Source organism: Formosa sp. L2A11, from assembly GCF_009796865.1.
Taxonomy (GTDB): Bacteria; Bacteroidota; Bacteroidia; order Flavobacteriales; family Flavobacteriaceae; genus Formosa.
Map to the genome: position 1 here is coordinate 2,848,304 of NZ_CP047028.1, position 15,973 is coordinate 2,864,276.

General features: G+C 30.1%; 14 protein-coding genes. 8 read left to right on the forward strand and 6 right to left on the reverse strand.

Annotated features, from left to right (window positions below; genetic code table 11):
• The 5 genes from GQR95_RS12515 to GQR95_RS12535 all read right to left on the reverse strand — a co-directional run bounded on the left by GQR95_RS12515 (position 1) and on the right by GQR95_RS12535 (position 4,695).
• Positions 1–1,086, reverse strand: a complete 1,086-nt coding sequence (locus tag GQR95_RS12515; RefSeq protein ID WP_159023479.1) for a hypothetical protein — start codon at positions 1,084–1,086, stop codon at positions 1–3.
• A 9-nt stretch (positions 1,087–1,095) separates the two neighbouring features.
• Positions 1,096–1,617, reverse strand: coding sequence for a hypothetical protein (locus GQR95_RS12520; protein ID WP_159023480.1), 522 nt, complete (start codon positions 1,615–1,617; stop codon positions 1,096–1,098).
• A 1-nt stretch (position 1,618) separates the two neighbouring features.
• Positions 1,619–3,382 (reverse strand): hypothetical protein, encoded by a 1,764-nt coding sequence (locus GQR95_RS12525; RefSeq protein ID WP_159023481.1) that lies wholly within the window; start codon positions 3,380–3,382, stop codon positions 1,619–1,621.
• Between the two features lie 12 nt (positions 3,383–3,394).
• Positions 3,395–3,604, reverse strand: coding sequence for a DUF6140 family protein (locus GQR95_RS12530; protein WP_159023482.1), 210 nt, complete (start codon positions 3,602–3,604; stop codon positions 3,395–3,397).
• Positions 3,605–3,711: 107 nt separating this feature from the next.
• A complete protein-coding gene (locus GQR95_RS12535; RefSeq protein ID WP_159023483.1) occupies positions 3,712–4,695 on the reverse strand; it encodes a YafY family protein in 984 nt (327 codons plus the stop codon).
• A gap of 88 nt (positions 4,696–4,783) precedes the next feature.
• Between GQR95_RS12535 and GQR95_RS12540 the strand changes: the two genes are divergently transcribed.
• The 7 genes from GQR95_RS12540 (at position 4,784) to GQR95_RS12570 (ending at position 12,906) form a co-directional block, all read left to right on the forward strand.
• Entirely contained in the window at positions 4,784–6,043 is a 1,260-nt protein-coding gene (locus GQR95_RS12540) for a polysaccharide biosynthesis C-terminal domain-containing protein (protein WP_159023484.1), read from the forward strand.
• Between the two features lie 3 nt (positions 6,044–6,046).
• Positions 6,047–6,715, forward strand: a complete 669-nt coding sequence (locus GQR95_RS12545; RefSeq protein ID WP_159023485.1) for a PrsW family intramembrane metalloprotease — start codon at positions 6,047–6,049, stop codon at positions 6,713–6,715.
• A 40-nt stretch (positions 6,716–6,755) separates the two neighbouring features.
• Complete coding sequence (locus GQR95_RS12550; protein ID WP_370514481.1) at positions 6,756–8,675, forward strand: DUF294 nucleotidyltransferase-like domain-containing protein; 1,920 nt, start codon at positions 6,756–6,758, stop codon at positions 8,673–8,675.
• Positions 8,675–9,340 carry a PolC-type DNA polymerase III gene (locus GQR95_RS12555; RefSeq protein WP_159023486.1) on the forward strand — a complete coding sequence of 222 codons (666 nt, stop codon included), beginning with the start codon at positions 8,675–8,677 and terminating at the stop codon, positions 9,338–9,340. The genes GQR95_RS12550 and GQR95_RS12555 overlap by 1 nt, the downstream gene beginning before the upstream one ends.
• Before the next feature lie 66 nt (positions 9,341–9,406).
• Positions 9,407–9,892, forward strand: a complete 486-nt coding sequence (locus tag GQR95_RS12560) for an acetyl-CoA carboxylase biotin carboxyl carrier protein subunit (protein WP_159023487.1) — start codon at positions 9,407–9,409, stop codon at positions 9,890–9,892.
• Positions 9,893–9,910: 18 nt separating this feature from the next.
• A complete protein-coding gene (locus GQR95_RS12565) occupies positions 9,911–11,353 on the forward strand; it encodes an acetyl/propionyl/methylcrotonyl-CoA carboxylase subunit alpha (protein ID WP_159023488.1) in 1,443 nt (480 codons plus the stop codon).
• An 11-nt stretch (positions 11,354–11,364) separates the two neighbouring features.
• Positions 11,365–12,906: an acyl-CoA carboxylase subunit beta gene (locus GQR95_RS12570; protein WP_159023489.1), complete on the forward strand. Its 1,542-nt coding sequence runs from the start codon at positions 11,365–11,367 to the stop codon at positions 12,904–12,906.
• A gap of 73 nt (positions 12,907–12,979) precedes the next feature.
• On the opposite strand, the gene GQR95_RS12575 is transcribed toward GQR95_RS12570, so the two are convergent.
• Positions 12,980–14,752, reverse strand: coding sequence for an ABC transporter ATP-binding protein (locus tag GQR95_RS12575; protein WP_159023490.1), 1,773 nt, complete (start codon positions 14,750–14,752; stop codon positions 12,980–12,982).
• Positions 14,753–14,893: 141 nt separating this feature from the next.
• Between GQR95_RS12575 and GQR95_RS12580 the strand changes: the two genes are divergently transcribed.
• On the forward strand, positions 14,894–15,889 hold the full coding sequence (locus tag GQR95_RS12580; protein ID WP_159023491.1) for an aldo/keto reductase: 996 nt from the start codon (positions 14,894–14,896) through the stop codon (positions 15,887–15,889).
• Positions 15,890–15,973: the final 84 nt, after the last annotated feature.

A 15,973-nucleotide genomic window follows, 5' to 3' on the forward strand; every position in this document is an offset into this window, starting at 1 on the left:
CTAACCTCTCTTTACTTTATACCAAGATTCATTAATATAATCTAAATCATTTTTAGAAACTATACCTTCTTTTGATTCTCCTTCTTTAGTTTTAAAACTAATTAAAATTTCTACAGGAGATTCTTCATTAATAGCAATAATTTTAACAAATTTTCCTTTAGGTAAAATATTATTTTTCCCTTCCGTATCACTTACAATAACTTCATTTTTAATTAAAACAGTTTGCTCCTCAGAAGTATAATTACCTATGACAACAACTTTTTCTCCAGCCTGTTTAAAAGATCCAACAATTTTAGATTTTGTTGAATGCCCGTTTCTCATAATGATATCTGAACCTGTAATTGTTGCAGAATTATCTTTTTTTTCTTCAGTTTTACTTGTCATCAACTCTTCTCCATACACCATCATATCTGACTCACTTTCGGCTTCTAGTTGCGCTAGTTCCTCCTCAGTTAACTCATTAGACTTTGATACTACTTCTTTTGTAGGCTTTTCTTTATCAGTTGTTAAGTTTGTTTTCACAATCTCAGGCCTAGAAGATTTATCACTGGAATCTTCTTTAATTACTTCCTCCCCAATTATTGATCTGAATGGAAACGATAATAAAATCAATACTCCTATCACAACTACTATAATCAAGCCATTTGATCTTTTTTTATCTGCTTTTTCTTGAAACTCTGGTATCTCCTGTATTTCAGAAATATTATCAGATTCTAGTAAAATATTTTCTCCGTAAAAGCTTCTATATAAATCTATATTATAACTAGATATTTTATTCTTTAGGGCAAAAAAATGTGCTAGCGGTTTAAAACTAAGAAGTAACAAAAAAAATAGTACAATAAACTTATTCTCTACCGTAATGACAAAGAATAAAATAATAAATAGAAGAAATAAAAAATAATTTAATCTATAAAGTCCTCTTTTAAAAAATGATTTGCCTTCCTGTATTTGTTTTTTCTTATTAAAGATATTTCTAATATCATTATCTTCAACTTCAAAAAGCTCATGCTCTTTACCAAGTAAATAATATTTCAATGCTTTACTACTCGCTAATTTATTTGATTTAATATATTGTTCTATATTCATTTTATATATTTAAAATTGAAGATCACCACCATTTAAAAACGTATCAACATCATTTTCAATGGAATTTGGTTCTTCTTCATAAGAATTATAATTGATTATTTTAGACATTTCTGTTAGAGAAGAAATTGTATTTTCTGATCCTAAAGTTTTAATTTTTTCAAAATCAGATTGATTTTTAATTACTTTCTCTTTAAAAAGTGACAATTTATTATTGAATACATTTAGAAATTGTAATTCATTTAAATTGTTTAATTCTTTTAACCTTTCCCCATTAAGATTAATTAATTTTGTTTCAATGGCATTTTGAATTATTTCGAAACCTAAATTAATTATTTCAGATTTTTGGTTAGCAGAAATTTGTGAAAATTGATCACTCTGATTAATTTTTTCTGTTACTTGTTTTTTAATAAGATTAAAAACTTCTGTTTCTTTATCCAATTCTATTGCATGCTTTTTTACTGCGGATAAAAATATTAACTGTGTTTCTTTGTTCTTTAAATTATTTATTACTTCTAATTGATTTGAATCCATATTATATAGCAACTTTTAAATCTTCCATTAATAATTCTACGGCTATAGTATTTTTTGCCGCACCTGAAATTTGCTTAATTTGAATTAAAAGATCTTTTAAATTAGCTTTAGAATATTCACTTTTATTAAAAATCATAAATATTTCTGCTGACTGCTGCTTAATTAAACCTTCTAACACAATTTTACGATTACCTAAGGACTCTATATCATTGTTTAACTGATTCTTAAAAACATCCTGATTAGCTAGTAGTTGTTTTAACTCATTGTAATAATATACCTTAGGTAAACAATATATATTCCATTCCTCTAAAGTCTCCTTATATAAGGTTCCACTTTTTCCAAAAGAAACTAGATTATAAAAAACAGATGGCTCTTCTGGTTTTATTTCAATTAGAAAATCATTTTCAAATTTAAGATCTGCCAATTCATTCTTAAATCTAACTTTTTCATTATCACAAAAAATCAAACTATTTTCCTTATCTACCAATTCTAAATCAATTAATCTTGACTCTTTAATTAATAATGCATTATTATCTCTCTTTTCTTTAATTCCGTCTATAGACTTAATTTCATTATACAATGGCTTTATATCGTTTTTAACAATTGAAGTGACAGTGTTAATGAAAACTTTAAATCCTGGAATTAATACATCATTCAAATGTGAAAATATACTAGCGATTCTTAATAAATCATTCATCATTTTACTATAATCACTGTGCATACCTTTTTTTAAAGCTTCAACATCTTTATTAATAGTAGCTATAGTTTTTTTAGATTCACTTCGAGACTTGGCTACTCCTAATACTCCTTCTATAGCCATTCCTACAACTGCTCCTGCTAATTCTCCTTTTATATCTTTAGTAGACAAGCTTCCCTTTTTACTTTTTCTATTTAAGTTATTAATAGCATTTTTTCCAATATTCATACTGGAATCTCCAATTTTATTCATTTGCGCTTCGTGCAAAATTTTAAAACTTTCTAAAGATTGATCTATGTTATTAAAATATAAATTTAGATTCCCCCAAGTATCTTCAAAATCCATCCACTCTAAGCGAGAAAAATCAAATAATTCAGGTTCACTAACTTTTATAGAATCTCCAAATAAATCAACTAATAGATTTATTAAATCTAATCTCAATAATTTCAATTCATTTCTTAAAAACTCAAAATCGCTTATAAGATTTAAATTAATATCTTTAATTTCATTATACTTATTAATTATATTTTCATAGCCTTGCTTTATACTAGAGGCATACTCATATGCATTATCGACTTTAGTGCTACCTGTAATAGAAAATTCATCTTTTCTTGTAATTTGTAAAGATTTTTGATGTGTTTGATTTAATTCATCTATAAAATCTATTGATCTAACATTATTTGCATTATTTTCAATTAATTTGATTTTGTTATCAAATTTGTCTAAATAATTATCTTCAAAGTTTAATGAATCTGTATTTATAAATATCCTATTAGGATTATATATACTATCATTCCCAATATTTTCAATAAAACATTTAACAATACCATCTTGAATTAATTTTGAATGTGAAGCTCTTTTATATGCTTCTTCCAAAATATATTTTAGAATAATTCCTTCTTTAAGGTTTAAATCGTTATTTCCTTCATTTAAAAAATCTACTAATTTTCTTCTATTATATATTGTTTTACTATTGGTTAATGTTATTACCAATTGATGAATCTGTTTAATTAGTTCTGCTTGAAAATATTTATTCTTCCAATTAGTTATTTCTTTATAATTTGACATATTTATTTTAATTTAAACTTGTTCAACATTAAAATACCCAGGATTCAAATATCCTGCGGCTCTAAAATCTATGCCATGCATGCGTAGAAAGGCATTTTGAACTTTTTCAACATCGTCGAAGGGATAGGGAACCATAGTTGAGACTTGAACAGAAAGACCTGCTCCAACATACTCACCTTGCACATTTAGTGCTTCTTTTATAGTAATTTTAAATGTAGGCATATAGGTTAGTTTTGAGATTTAATTACATTAAATTTGTGTTTAATGATACTCAAAAATATATGCCAAATAGACAAAATATGTCTGCTTCAATATAATGTAAGAAATTATTAATTATAATAATCAGACATACAGCCAATATGCACTTTCATTTCTTCAACAACATGAAGTGGAGAAATTATTTTAACCCAACGATTGTATCTTAAAATTTGCATAAAAAACTCGTAACTCGGTTCTACATAAATTTTAAGCTCACCCCAAATTCTAGTATTACTATAATCTAAGTCTTGAGTATCTAGATCTTGTGGTCTTGACACAATAATTTGTGAATGGTGTAACGGATTGCTTTCTAAATATTTAAAATGATGATTAGCCACTTGAATATGAATCCACGTCGGGGGAATATCCGATTTTAATATTCCGATGGAGTTTTTAAAATACTCGGAATCATTAAAAGGAACTGGATTTTTACAGACCCTGTTTGTTATAGATAATCCGTTAATTCTATTATCCAAACACAAGGCATAAATACCTATTTCAGAATTATGAGCAATTAAATACCAAGCATTATTAATTTCTTTAATATGCAGCGGTTGAAATATATTTTTTATTTTCTGAAACCGGTTATCGTCATACCAACCTTTATAATCTACTTCTATAAGGTACTGGCATTCTATGGCATTAATAAGCGCAACCATGTCTATAAACGGACTTAAAGACGTTCTGGAAGTGGTAACAAAATCTTTCCAAGCATGCGCGTGATGATGTAATAAATACAACTCTGTTTTCTCGAAAATCTCTTTTAAATCATCGTTTATAATAAAATCTTCTTCTAATACATAATAACCACTAAAACGTTTATGCTTAATTTGTATATTATTAAAAGATCTAATGTCTTTAATATCACGATTTATAGTTTTTCTGCTATTAGACTCTAATTTTTCGTAAAGTGAATCGTCATTATGTCGTTTAACTATAGCTTCTAATGCCTTCTTTAATTCTTCATAAGTAACATAAGGCTTAGATAACCCATATAATTCTGGATTTTTAATAATACGTAATACATAATAGCGTCTAAGAAATTCTGAAGTCATAAATAGTGATTAACTTCAGCAAAATAATAAATAAGAATCAAAGTTCTATACACAAGGCTATTTTATATATTTGAAATTTTTATAGTATATGAAAATAGCATTCAGTAAAAAAGATATTAGCTCTACAACCTGGTTTTCATTAGAAAAAGGGATTCAACTTTTTGCTGGAGTTTTCATTGTACCCAAAATATTCAATACTTTAGGGACTGTAGATATTGGTAAATTACATCTTGTAGAAGCCATTTTAGGTCTGTTTACACCTGTTTTTTTTCTGGGATTGGCCGCGATTTGTATTCGAGAAATTGTATTACAACCAAAAAAAAGTGAAACCATTATTGCAACAACATTTGTAATGCGGTTTTTAACTTGGATTTTGCTCACTATAGGCATAATAGGTTATTTGCTAATTACTAAAAACACATCGTTATTTACTTTATATTTTGTTTTATTATTTAGTTATTTATTTAGATTAACAGATATTTTCGAATTTTATTTCTTAGCTAAAAAGCAGGCTAAATTTATTTTTTTAAGTAAAATTATAAGCCTTTGTATTGTATTATTATTACAATATTATGGTGTTAAGAATGAAAAAGGCGTAACATATTTTGCAGAAATTATAGCCTTAGATTTTCTAATTCAAGGTATAATTTATACCATCGCATTAATTTTAAATCGTCAATTTTCGTTTAAAAAATTATCTATTTCTATACCACTGGGAAAGCAATTATTAATAATGGGATTCCCTTTAATGCTATCTAACGCCTTAGTGATGCTTTATATTGGTATTGATGAAATGTTTTTAAAATACTTTTATAACGATCATGCAAACGGCATATTTGGAAGTGTACAATATTTAGTTATTGGCTTAAGCTGGACCTTAGGATTTGCTATAATTAACGCACTATACCCATCTCTTGCAGAGTCTTTTAAAAGCAATAAAGAACATTATTATACTAAAATGAAACAATTGGGAATAACAATGATTGTTTTAGGAATTGGTATTGCGATATTTTATACTTTTTTAGGAAATTTTATTTTGAGCACCTATTTTTCAGATCAATATCAGGAGGCTAAATCGCCGCTTCATATTTTTTGTTGGGCTCCATTATTTATATTTATGGGCATGCTTTATGAAAAACATTTGCTATCTACAAACCAGTTACAACACGAAGTATATAGGTTTACTTTAGGTTGTGTTACAAATCTTATATTATGTTATATTTTAATTCCTTTATATTATTTAAATGGAGCAGCAATTGCCGTTTTGTTAAGTCATTTTGTAACTAATATTATGTATCCATCACTACAATTATTTTTACAGAAAAAACTTACTCCTAAATTTAAATAAAACATGAATCTACTTATACTTGCCCTTACTCCTGTTTTAGTAATTATACTTTACATTTATTATAAAGATAAATACGAGAAAGAACCAAAAATCTTGTTGTTTTATAACTTTCTACTTGGTGCTTTTGTAAGTATCATTATCACTACAATTATCTCCCTTTTTTACAACTATAATTTAGTTCTAGATCAATATAGCGTAATGCAACAATTTATTAGAGCTTTTCTAGTTGTTGGCCTTACAGAAGAATTTAGTAAATATGTAATTGTACGTTATTTTGCACAACCTAATAAAGCCTTTAACGAACCTTTTGATGGTATAATATATGCCGTAATGGTGTCTATGGGGTTTGCGGCCACAGAAAATATTTTTTATATTTTTGAAGGCGGCATACAATCTGGTATTTTACGAGCATTTACAGCTATTCCGGCGCATGCTAGTTTTGCAATTCTTATGGGGTATTTTATGGGGAAAGCAAAATTTTCTAAACATAGAATTAAGTATAATATAATGGGATTATTACTTGCTGCATGCTTTCACGGTACTTACGATTTCTTTCTTTTTATAGATTTTATACCTGGAATTTGGGCTGGAGCATTTATTTCTTTATTTGTAGGAATTTGGCTATCAAGGAAGGCAATAAAAAAACATCAAGACAAATCATATTTTAAATAATAGTACTATCTTTATTTCCCGAAAATCTCATTAGATGAACATGATGAAGAACACAATTGCTGATCGCGTTGCCGACTTTATAAAAAACTTCCCTCCTTTCGACCTACTCGATAAGGATCAACTATTAGATATATCTAAAGAAGTTAAAATCAAATATTTAGACAAAGAAAACATCATATATAATATAAACGATCCTTTACACGATCAGTTCTATATGATATATAAAGGAGCCGTTAAACTTAAGAAATACATCAACGAAAAATTGGAAACAATAGATCAGTTTGATGAAGGAGATGTGTTTGGATTGCGTCCATTATTTGCAAAAGAAAATTATGCCATCACTTCTGTAACAGAAGAAGAGACAATTTTATATTGTATTCCTATAGATATGTTCCATCCTTTTATTGATAATAATAAGGATGTTCGTCAATATTTAATCGAGAGTTTCGCGTCAAATACAGAGAATCCATTTTCTAACGAATTTCAAAAAAAATTATTGAAAGACGATGTGAAGTTAGATTTCTCAAAGGATATGTTCGAAATGCAACCTGTCCGTCTTATTAAAAATGTAATTACAGCTAAGCAAACTTCAAGTATAAAAGATGCTGCAAAGTTAATGTCTGAAAATAATGTAGGATCTATAATTATTGAAGATAAAGACTGCCCAATTGGTATTATTACCGATAAAGATTTAAGATTACATGTCGCTACAGGAAACTTTTCTATAAACGATGATGTTTCAAAAATCATGAATCATCCAGTAATGTGCTATAAAAAGAACATTACTATTGCGCAAGCACAAATCACCATGATGAAACACAAAATCAATCAGATTGTGGTGACTAAAGATGGTACGCCTAATTCAAAAATATCTGGTGTATTTTCTGAGCATGATATAATTGTAATGAAAGGTACAAATCCTTCCGTTTTAATGAAAGCTATAAAACGTTCTAACTCGACTAAAGAGTTAAAACGCATTCGTGAAAAAATCATGATGCTTTTAGAAGGCTATATTCAACAAAACATTCCGCTTACACATATAAATAATATAATTTTCGAATTAAACGATGCAACTATAAAACGTGTTATAGAGCGTTGTGTAGAGAAGATGGATCAAGCTCCTCCTGTTAAATTTGCATGGATGTCTTTAGGAAGTCAAGGTAGAAAAGAACAACTTTTACATACCGATCAGGATAATGCTATTGTGTTTGAAAATACAGACGACGACCATATAGAAGAAGTTAGAACTTACTTTTTGGCGTTGGCTAAAAAAGTAAATAAGCGTTTAAAAACTATAGGTTTTGAATATTGCCCAGGAGAAATGATGGCAAAAAACCCTAAATACTGCTTAAGCATTGACGAATGGGAAAATCAATTCTCTGCTTGGACAAGAGAAACTGGAGACGATGAACTGCTTTTATGTTCTATCTTTTTCGATTTCGATATTACTTACGGAGATATAGCACTTATCACTCAGCTTACAGAACACGTTACAGAAATTACAAAAGGCAATTTAATTTTCCAATCTAAATTAGGTGCAAGTTCTTTAAGAAACCCATCTCCTTTAGGATTCTTCAGACAGTTTTTAGTTGAACAAGATGGAGAACATAAAGATCACTTCGATTTAAAAAAACGTGCTATAATGCCTGTTACAGATGCAGGTAGATTATTAGCCATACACTATCAAATTATAAGTATTAATAATACTGCAGAGCGTTTTGAAAAATTAGCAGAGATAATGCCTGAAGATGAAGAGCTGTTTTTATCTTGTGCATATGCCTCTAAAGCATTATTAAAATTTAGAACAAAACACGGATTACGCCACCATAACAGCGGACGTTTCATTGCTTTAGCTGAATTATCTAAAGAAGAAAAAATGAAATTAAAACGTTGTTTTAAAGCAATTTCTAAAGTACAAGAACTTATTAAGTTAAAATTTAATTTAAAGAATTTTATTTAATGAAATGGCCTTTTAACAAAAAGGAGAAAGCATATCCTGAATACTGGAAACGCTATAACTCTCACTTTTTAGAACCTAAAGAAACAGACATAAACACCTCTACTTACGTTGTCTTAGATACTGAAACAACAGGGTTTAATTACGAAAAGGACAGGATGTTATCTATTGGGGCTGTAAAAATTATAAATGGTTATATAGATATTAGTACAGCCTTCGAGTTTTATATAAAACAAGATTATTTCAACGAAAGTACGGTAGAAATTCATGGCTTAATTAAAAACGAAAGATTAGAAACGGTTTCTGAAGAAGAAGCCGTTATTTTGTTTTTAGACTATATTAAAGACTCCGTTTTAGTTGCTCATCATGCGTTTTTCGATATTACCATGATTAACACTGCACTTAAGCGTTTAGAACTTCCCGAATTAAAAAATAAGGTTTTAGACACCATGTTTATTTACAAGGCAACACGCTTAAAATCTAATCTTATAGATCCTAATAAAAAGTATACTTTAGATGAACTTGCCGAAAATTATGATATCGATTTAAGCGATAGGCATACAGCCTCTGGAGATGCTTTAATTACAGCAATCGCGTTTATAAAGTCTATGCAATTTCTTATAAAAACAAAGGCTTATACTTTAAAAGATCTCTTAAATTGTAAATAACTCTATTTCAAAAAAAAATATAATCCTCATGTTATTTGTTATATTTACAAGACAAACAAACATAACATGAGTAAATCTACCAAAGTAACCGTTAACGATTTGCATCATTTTAATCTCTCTTTAAAAGATGTAGATCAATTAGATTCTGTAGAGACAGAACACAATCACTTTCATATTATTCAAGAGCGTATTTCTTATACTGCCGAAATTTCTAAAACAGATTTTCAGAATAAATGTTACACTGTAAAAATTAATAACACCGATTATCAGGTCAATATTTCAAACGATTTAGATAACCTAATTGCAGACATGGGATTCGAGATAGGCGCTTCAAAAAAAGTCGATGTCATTAATGCTCCTATGCCTGGATTAATTTTAGATATATCTGTAAAAGTTGGTGATCACGTAAAAGCAGACGACTCCTTATTAGTTTTAGAAGCAATGAAAATGGAAAACAGTATCGTATCTCCGCATGACGGTATTATAAAATCCATTGCTATAAAAGAAGGTATCACTGTAGATAAAGGTGATGTATTAATAGAATTTGAATAACCTGTAACGTTCCTTATTATGAAAAAAATACTAGTTGCAAATCGCGGCGAAATTGCCTTGCGTATTATGAAAACAGTAAAAAAAATGGGTATTAAAACCGTTGCCATTTATTCTACTGCCGACAGAGAATCACCACATGTTACCTATGCAGATGAGGCTGTTTGCGTTGGCGAACCCTTATCTAGTGAATCGTATTTACTTGGTGATAATATTATAAAAATAGCTAAAGAACTACACGTAGATGCTATACATCCCGGTTATGGTTTTCTTAGTGAAAATGCCGAATTTGTAGAAAAAGTTGAAGCTAATAATATCATTTTTATTGGCCCTACATCTGATGCTATAAAAACTATGGGAAGTAAAATAGCCGCCAAAGAAGCGGTTAAACATTATAACATTCCTATGGTTCCTGGCACAAAAGATGCAATTACAGATGTAAAAGAAGCCACTTTAATTGCAAAAAAAATAGGTTTTCCTATTCTAATAAAAGCTTCTGCTGGAGGTGGCGGAAAAGGGATGCGTATTGTTAAAAACGAACACGAGTTTGAGTCACAAATGTCTAGAGCAATTAGTGAAGCAACTCATGCTTTTGGAGATGGATCTGTATTTATTGAAAAATATATAGCTTCTCCCCGACATATTGAAATTCAAATCATGGCAGATAGTTTTGGTCATACTGTACATTTATTTGAACGTGAATGTAGCATACAACGGCGCCATCAAAAAGTAATTGAAGAAGCACCATCGTCTATTCTTACGCCTGCTTTACGAGAAAAAATGGGAGAAGCGGCTATAAAAGTTGCAAAAGCGTGTAAATATGTTGGTGCTGGTACAGTTGAATTTTTACTAGATGAAAATAATACTTTTTATTTCTTAGAAATGAATACCAGATTACAAGTAGAACATCCCGTTACAGAATACATTACAGGTCTAGATCTTGTAGAATTACAAATTAAAATAGCAAGAGGAGAATCTTTAAACTTAATACAAGGCGATTTAGAAATTAAAGGGCATGCCTTCGAACTGCGTGTATATGCAGAAGATCCTTTAAATAACTTCTTTCCAAGTATTGGAAAATTAAATGTGTACAAAATACCTGAAGGAGAAAATATACGTGTTGATAATGGAGTAAACGAAGGTGCAGATGTTTCTATTTATTACGATCCATTATTAGCAAAATTAATAACCTATGGACCAACTCGAGAAGCTGCTATTCTAACTATGGTAAAAGCGATAGACGCCTATAAAGTTGAAGGTATATTTACAACCTTAAGATTTGGAAAATTTGTATTCCAAAATGCAGCATTTCGCGAAGGTAATTTCGATACTAACTTTGTAAACATTTATTACGAACCAAATATTTTACAAAAACAAGCCGAAAAAGAAGCCAGACTTGCCGCTTTAATCGCTTTAAAACAATATCAAATAGACTTAAAACAAGTGAGATTACCTAATAGTTAAATTGAAATTTTATGGATTCTAAAACAAAAATACTATCCGATAAATTAGCTAAAGCCCATCTTGGCGGAGGAACTCATCGTATAGAAACACAACATAGTAAAAAGAAACTTACAGCAAGAGAACGTGTCGAATATCTATTAGATACTAACTCTTTTGAAGAAATAGGCATATTAGTTACTCACCGAACTACAGATTTCAATATGGATAAAGAAATCTATTTTGGAGACGGTGTTGTTACTGGATATGGAACAATACATAACCGATTGGTTTATATTTTTGCACAGGATTTTACAGTTTTTGGCGGATCTTTATCCGAAACTCATGCCGAAAAAATATGTAAAGTCATGGATCTTGCATTAAAAATGGGAGCACCATTAATTGGATTAAACGATTCTGGAGGTGCAAGAATTCAAGAAGGTGTACGTTCTCTTGGTGGTTATGCAGATATATTTCATAAAAATGTACAATCATCCGGAATTATACCTCAAATCTCAGCAATTATGGGACCTTGTGCTGGAGGAGCCGTATATTCTCCTGCCATAACAGATTTTACAATGATGGTGGAAAACAGCAGTTATATGTTTATTACTGGTCCTAATGTTGTAAAAACCGTAACGAATGAAGAAGTAAGTTCTGAAGATTTAGGTGGCGCACATACACATGCTACAAAATCTGGAGTTGCTCATATTACAGCTGTAAATGATGTAGAGTGTCTGGAACAAATTAAATCTTTACTTAGTTATTTACCACAAAATAATACAAAAAAAACTGCTAAAATTCCGTTTGAATTACAAGATGAAACGCGAGAAATATTAGCACAAATAATTCCAGATAATGCCAATAAACCTTACGATATGCGTCGGGTAATCTATGGTATTATTGATGATAAATCTTTTTTCGAAATTCATAAAGATTATGCAGAAAATATTATTGTAGGATTTGCTAGACTTGGCGGCAGAAGTATTGGTATTGTAGCCAATCAGCCTTTATTTTTAGCAGGAGTATTAGATGTAAATAGTTCTAAAAAAGCAGCACGATTTACACGATTTTGCGATAGTTTTAATATTCCTTTATTAATCTTGGTAGATGTTCCTGGCTTTTTACCAGGAACAGATCAGGAATGGAATGGTATTATTTCTAACGGTGCAAAATTACTCTATGCTTTAAGTGAAGCCACTGTACCGCGTATTACTGTAATTACAAGAAAAGCTTATGGCGGAGCTTACGATGTTATGAATTCTAAACACATTGGAGCCGACATGAATTTTGCTTGGCCAACTGCCGAGATTGCTGTTATGGGAGCGAAAGGTGCCAGTGAAATTATTTTTAAAAATGAAATTAAACAAGCTGAAGATCCTATAGCCAAACTAAAAGAAAAAGAAACCGAATACGCAGAAACATTTGCAAATCCGTATCGTGCCGCACAACGTGGTTTTATAGACGAAATTATTTTACCTAAAGATACACGAACAAAACTTTTAAAAGCATTTAGTATGCTAGAGGAAAAAACTGTAGAATTACCTAAACGTAAACATGGAAATATTCCTTTATAAATTGATCTAATTAAATATAAAAGCCTTCAAAACAATACTGTTTTGAAGGCTTTTTTTTGAAATATACGGTTAACTATATTTTTGCTTGAAACGTATACAAATCGTAGTAACGGCCTTGAGAAGCAATAAGTTCGTCGTGTGTACCGCGTTCTTTAATTTTCCCCTCTTCAATTACTAAAATCTGATCTGCTTTTCTAATTGTACTTAATCTATGTGCTATTACAATTGTAGTTCTATCTTTAGTTAATTCATTCAAACTTTTCTGAATATAACCTTCACTTTCGGTATCTAAATTAGAGGTTGCTTCATCTAAAATAATCACTTTTGGATCGGCTAAAATAGCACGTGCAATGGCGATACGCTGGCGCTGACCACCAGATAATTTTACACCACGTTCTCCTATTAATGTATTTAAACCATCATCAAAACGGTCTGTAAATTCGCTTACATAAGCAGAGTCTACAGCACTTAACAACTCCGCTTCTGTTGCATTTGGTCTTGGAAACATAATGTTTTCTCGAATGGTGCCTTCAAACAAAAATTCATCTTGAAGCACAACACCTAAATGTTTTCTAAAACTTTTTAATTTCACTTTAGATAAATCGTAACCGTCTACAGATACAAAACCTGATTTCGGATTTAAAAACGTAGCAGACAATCCTGCGATAGTAGATTTACCAGAACCAGAACTCCCAACCAAAGCGGTAACAGAACCAGAAGGTGCTTCAAAGCTAATATTATGCAATACATCTTTCCCTGTTTCGTAAGCAAAAGAGACATCGTTAAATACTAAATCTCCTTTTAAGTGTTCTATTTCTAAAGTACGGTTTTCATCATCTTCTTCGGCTTCCATATTCATAAGCTCTTCGGTGCGATCTAAACCAGCCAATGCTTCTGTTAACTGACTTCCAATATTACTCATCTGTACAATTGGAGCAATCATAAAACCAAGTAATAAGGTAAAAAACATAAAATCTCCAATAGTTAATTCGCCTAGCATAATTTTATAGCCACCAATTCCCATAATTCCTGTAGATGCAATTCCTAATAAAAATGTAGAAGAACTTGTCATGATCGCCGTAGCGGTTAAACTCTTTTTTACATTCTGAAATAGTTTATCTACTCCAGATTCGAAAGATTTATTTTCTTGATCTTCGGCATTAAAAGCTTTTATTACACGAACTCCAGATAATGTTTCGGTAAGTCTTCCGGTAACTTCTGCATTTATTACACCACGTTTTCTAAAAATGGGTCTAATATATTTAAACGCTTTTAAAGCTAAAACACCAAATACAGCAATAGGTACAAGTACAAAAAGTGTCATAGATGGGCTAATTTTAATTAGTAAAACCAATGAAATTAGGGCAGTAAACGTCCCTCCTACTAATTGTACTAAACCTGTTCCTATTAAGTTTCTAACACCTTCTACATCTGTCATTATTCTAGACACTAAAACTCCAGATTTTGTATTATCGAAAAAACTAATAGGTAAAGACAACACCTTTTTCTGAACTTTAGCACGTAATTCCGATATTAAATATTGGGCTTGTATACTTAATATTTTTGTGAGTAAAAAAGATGTTATGGCTTGTATTAAGATTGCTCCTCCAACTATAGCCAATAAACTATAAAGCTGGTCGAAATCTTTATTTGGTATAATATCGTCTAATAGGACTTTACTTTTCCAAGGTAAAACCAAACTTGCTAAACGACTAAATACAATTAAAATTAAGCCTATAAATACTAAATTTCTTTTAGGCCATATTATGGTTTTAAAAGCTTGTGCCATACTAACTTTAGAAACCTTTTTTTTATCCCCTTTTTCTGGTTGTTTGAGATGTCTCATATTTTGAATTTGATGGTAAAGATAATTTTACTAGATAAACTATTAATGTTTATAGTAATAAATATTGTTAATAGAGTTTTAAAAGACCTCCTGTTTTACCTAGTATTTCTTAACTTTATACCTCTTTAGAACTTATATATTATGGAATTTAGAACAATAGGAACATCAGATTTAAAATTATCAGCAATTACATTTGGATCTTGGGCTGCCGGCGGATGGATGTGGGGCGGAACAGAACAAAATGATGCTGTAAAAGCCATACAATCTGCATTCGATTATGGTGTAACTACAATAGATACTGCACCTATTTACGGTATGGGACATAGCGAAAAAATAGTTGGAGAAGCTATTAAAGACATTCCTAGAGATCAAGTACAATTAATTACTAAATATGGTTTACGCTGGGATGCTACAGAGGGCGATTTTTATGTAAATACTCAAGATAACGACGGTAAAGACATTGCTATTTATAAAAACTCTAGCAAAGCAAGTATTATTAAAGAATGTGAAGATAGCTTAAAACGTTTGGGGACTGATTATATCGATTTATATCAAATTCACTGGCCAGATGTTACTACAGAAATACAAGAAACTATGGAAGCCGTCGCTCAATTAATTAAAGATGGTAAAGTACGTTATGCAGGTGTTTGTAATTATAATGTAGACCAATTAAAAGAAGCTAATAATTATGTAGATATTATATCTAACCAAGTCCCATATAGTATGGTAAACAGAGGAATTGAAACAGATTTGGTTCCGTTTGTACTTGAAAACAATATGTCTATTTTAGCTTATAGTCCGCTACAAAGAGGTTTATTGACAGGAAAGATGAAAGCAGGACATGTTTTTGCAAAAGGAGATCATAGAAAAGGATTAGCTTTTTTTAAAGATGAAAATATAAAACAAACAGATTTGTTTTTAGAGAAATTAATCCCGTTAGCTGAATCGAAAAACGCATCAATTTCTCAATTGGTTTTACGATGGACAATAGAACAACCAGGAATTACAATTGCATTGGCAGGTGCTAGAAATGAGAAACAATCTATTTCTAATGCAAAAGCAATTGATGTAAAATTATCTCACGAAGAATTACAATTTATAAGTCAAGAACTGTCTAAAGTAAGCCTTAATTTATAAACATAAGGCCCTTAAATAAAAGACAATGAAATAGTAATAGGCTGTAAATTTAGAATTTGAAAATTTACAGCCTATTTTATTAAA

What these genes read in the sequence shown, in the direction of transcription:
- GQR95_RS12515 (WP_159023479.1), bottom strand. Translation starts at nt 1,086, where the DNA reads ATGAATATAGAACAATATATTAAATCAAATAAATTAGCGAGTAGTAAA.
- GQR95_RS12520 (WP_159023480.1), bottom strand. Translation starts at nt 1,617, where the DNA reads ATGGATTCAAATCAATTAGAAGTAATAAATAATTTAAAGAACAAAGAA.
- GQR95_RS12525 (WP_159023481.1), bottom strand. Translation starts at nt 3,382, where the DNA reads ATGTCAAATTATAAAGAAATAACTAATTGGAAGAATAAATATTTTCAA.
- GQR95_RS12530 (WP_159023482.1), bottom strand. Translation starts at nt 3,604, where the DNA reads ATGCCTACATTTAAAATTACTATAAAAGAAGCACTAAATGTGCAAGGT.
- GQR95_RS12535 (WP_159023483.1), bottom strand. Translation starts at nt 4,695, where the DNA reads ATGACTTCAGAATTTCTTAGACGCTATTATGTATTACGTATTATTAAA.
- GQR95_RS12540 (WP_159023484.1), top strand. Translation starts at nt 4,784, where the DNA reads ATGAAAATAGCATTCAGTAAAAAAGATATTAGCTCTACAACCTGGTTT.
- GQR95_RS12545 (WP_159023485.1), top strand. Translation starts at nt 6,047, where the DNA reads ATGAATCTACTTATACTTGCCCTTACTCCTGTTTTAGTAATTATACTT.
- GQR95_RS12550 (WP_370514481.1), top strand. Translation starts at nt 6,756, where the DNA reads ATGATGAAGAACACAATTGCTGATCGCGTTGCCGACTTTATAAAAAAC.
- GQR95_RS12555 (WP_159023486.1), top strand. Translation starts at nt 8,675, where the DNA reads ATGAAATGGCCTTTTAACAAAAAGGAGAAAGCATATCCTGAATACTGG.
- GQR95_RS12560 (WP_159023487.1), top strand. Translation starts at nt 9,407, where the DNA reads ATGAGTAAATCTACCAAAGTAACCGTTAACGATTTGCATCATTTTAAT.
- GQR95_RS12565 (WP_159023488.1), top strand. Translation starts at nt 9,911, where the DNA reads ATGAAAAAAATACTAGTTGCAAATCGCGGCGAAATTGCCTTGCGTATT.
- GQR95_RS12570 (WP_159023489.1), top strand. Translation starts at nt 11,365, where the DNA reads ATGGATTCTAAAACAAAAATACTATCCGATAAATTAGCTAAAGCCCAT.
- GQR95_RS12575 (WP_159023490.1), bottom strand. Translation starts at nt 14,752, where the DNA reads ATGAGACATCTCAAACAACCAGAAAAAGGGGATAAAAAAAAGGTTTCT.
- GQR95_RS12580 (WP_159023491.1), top strand. Translation starts at nt 14,894, where the DNA reads ATGGAATTTAGAACAATAGGAACATCAGATTTAAAATTATCAGCAATT.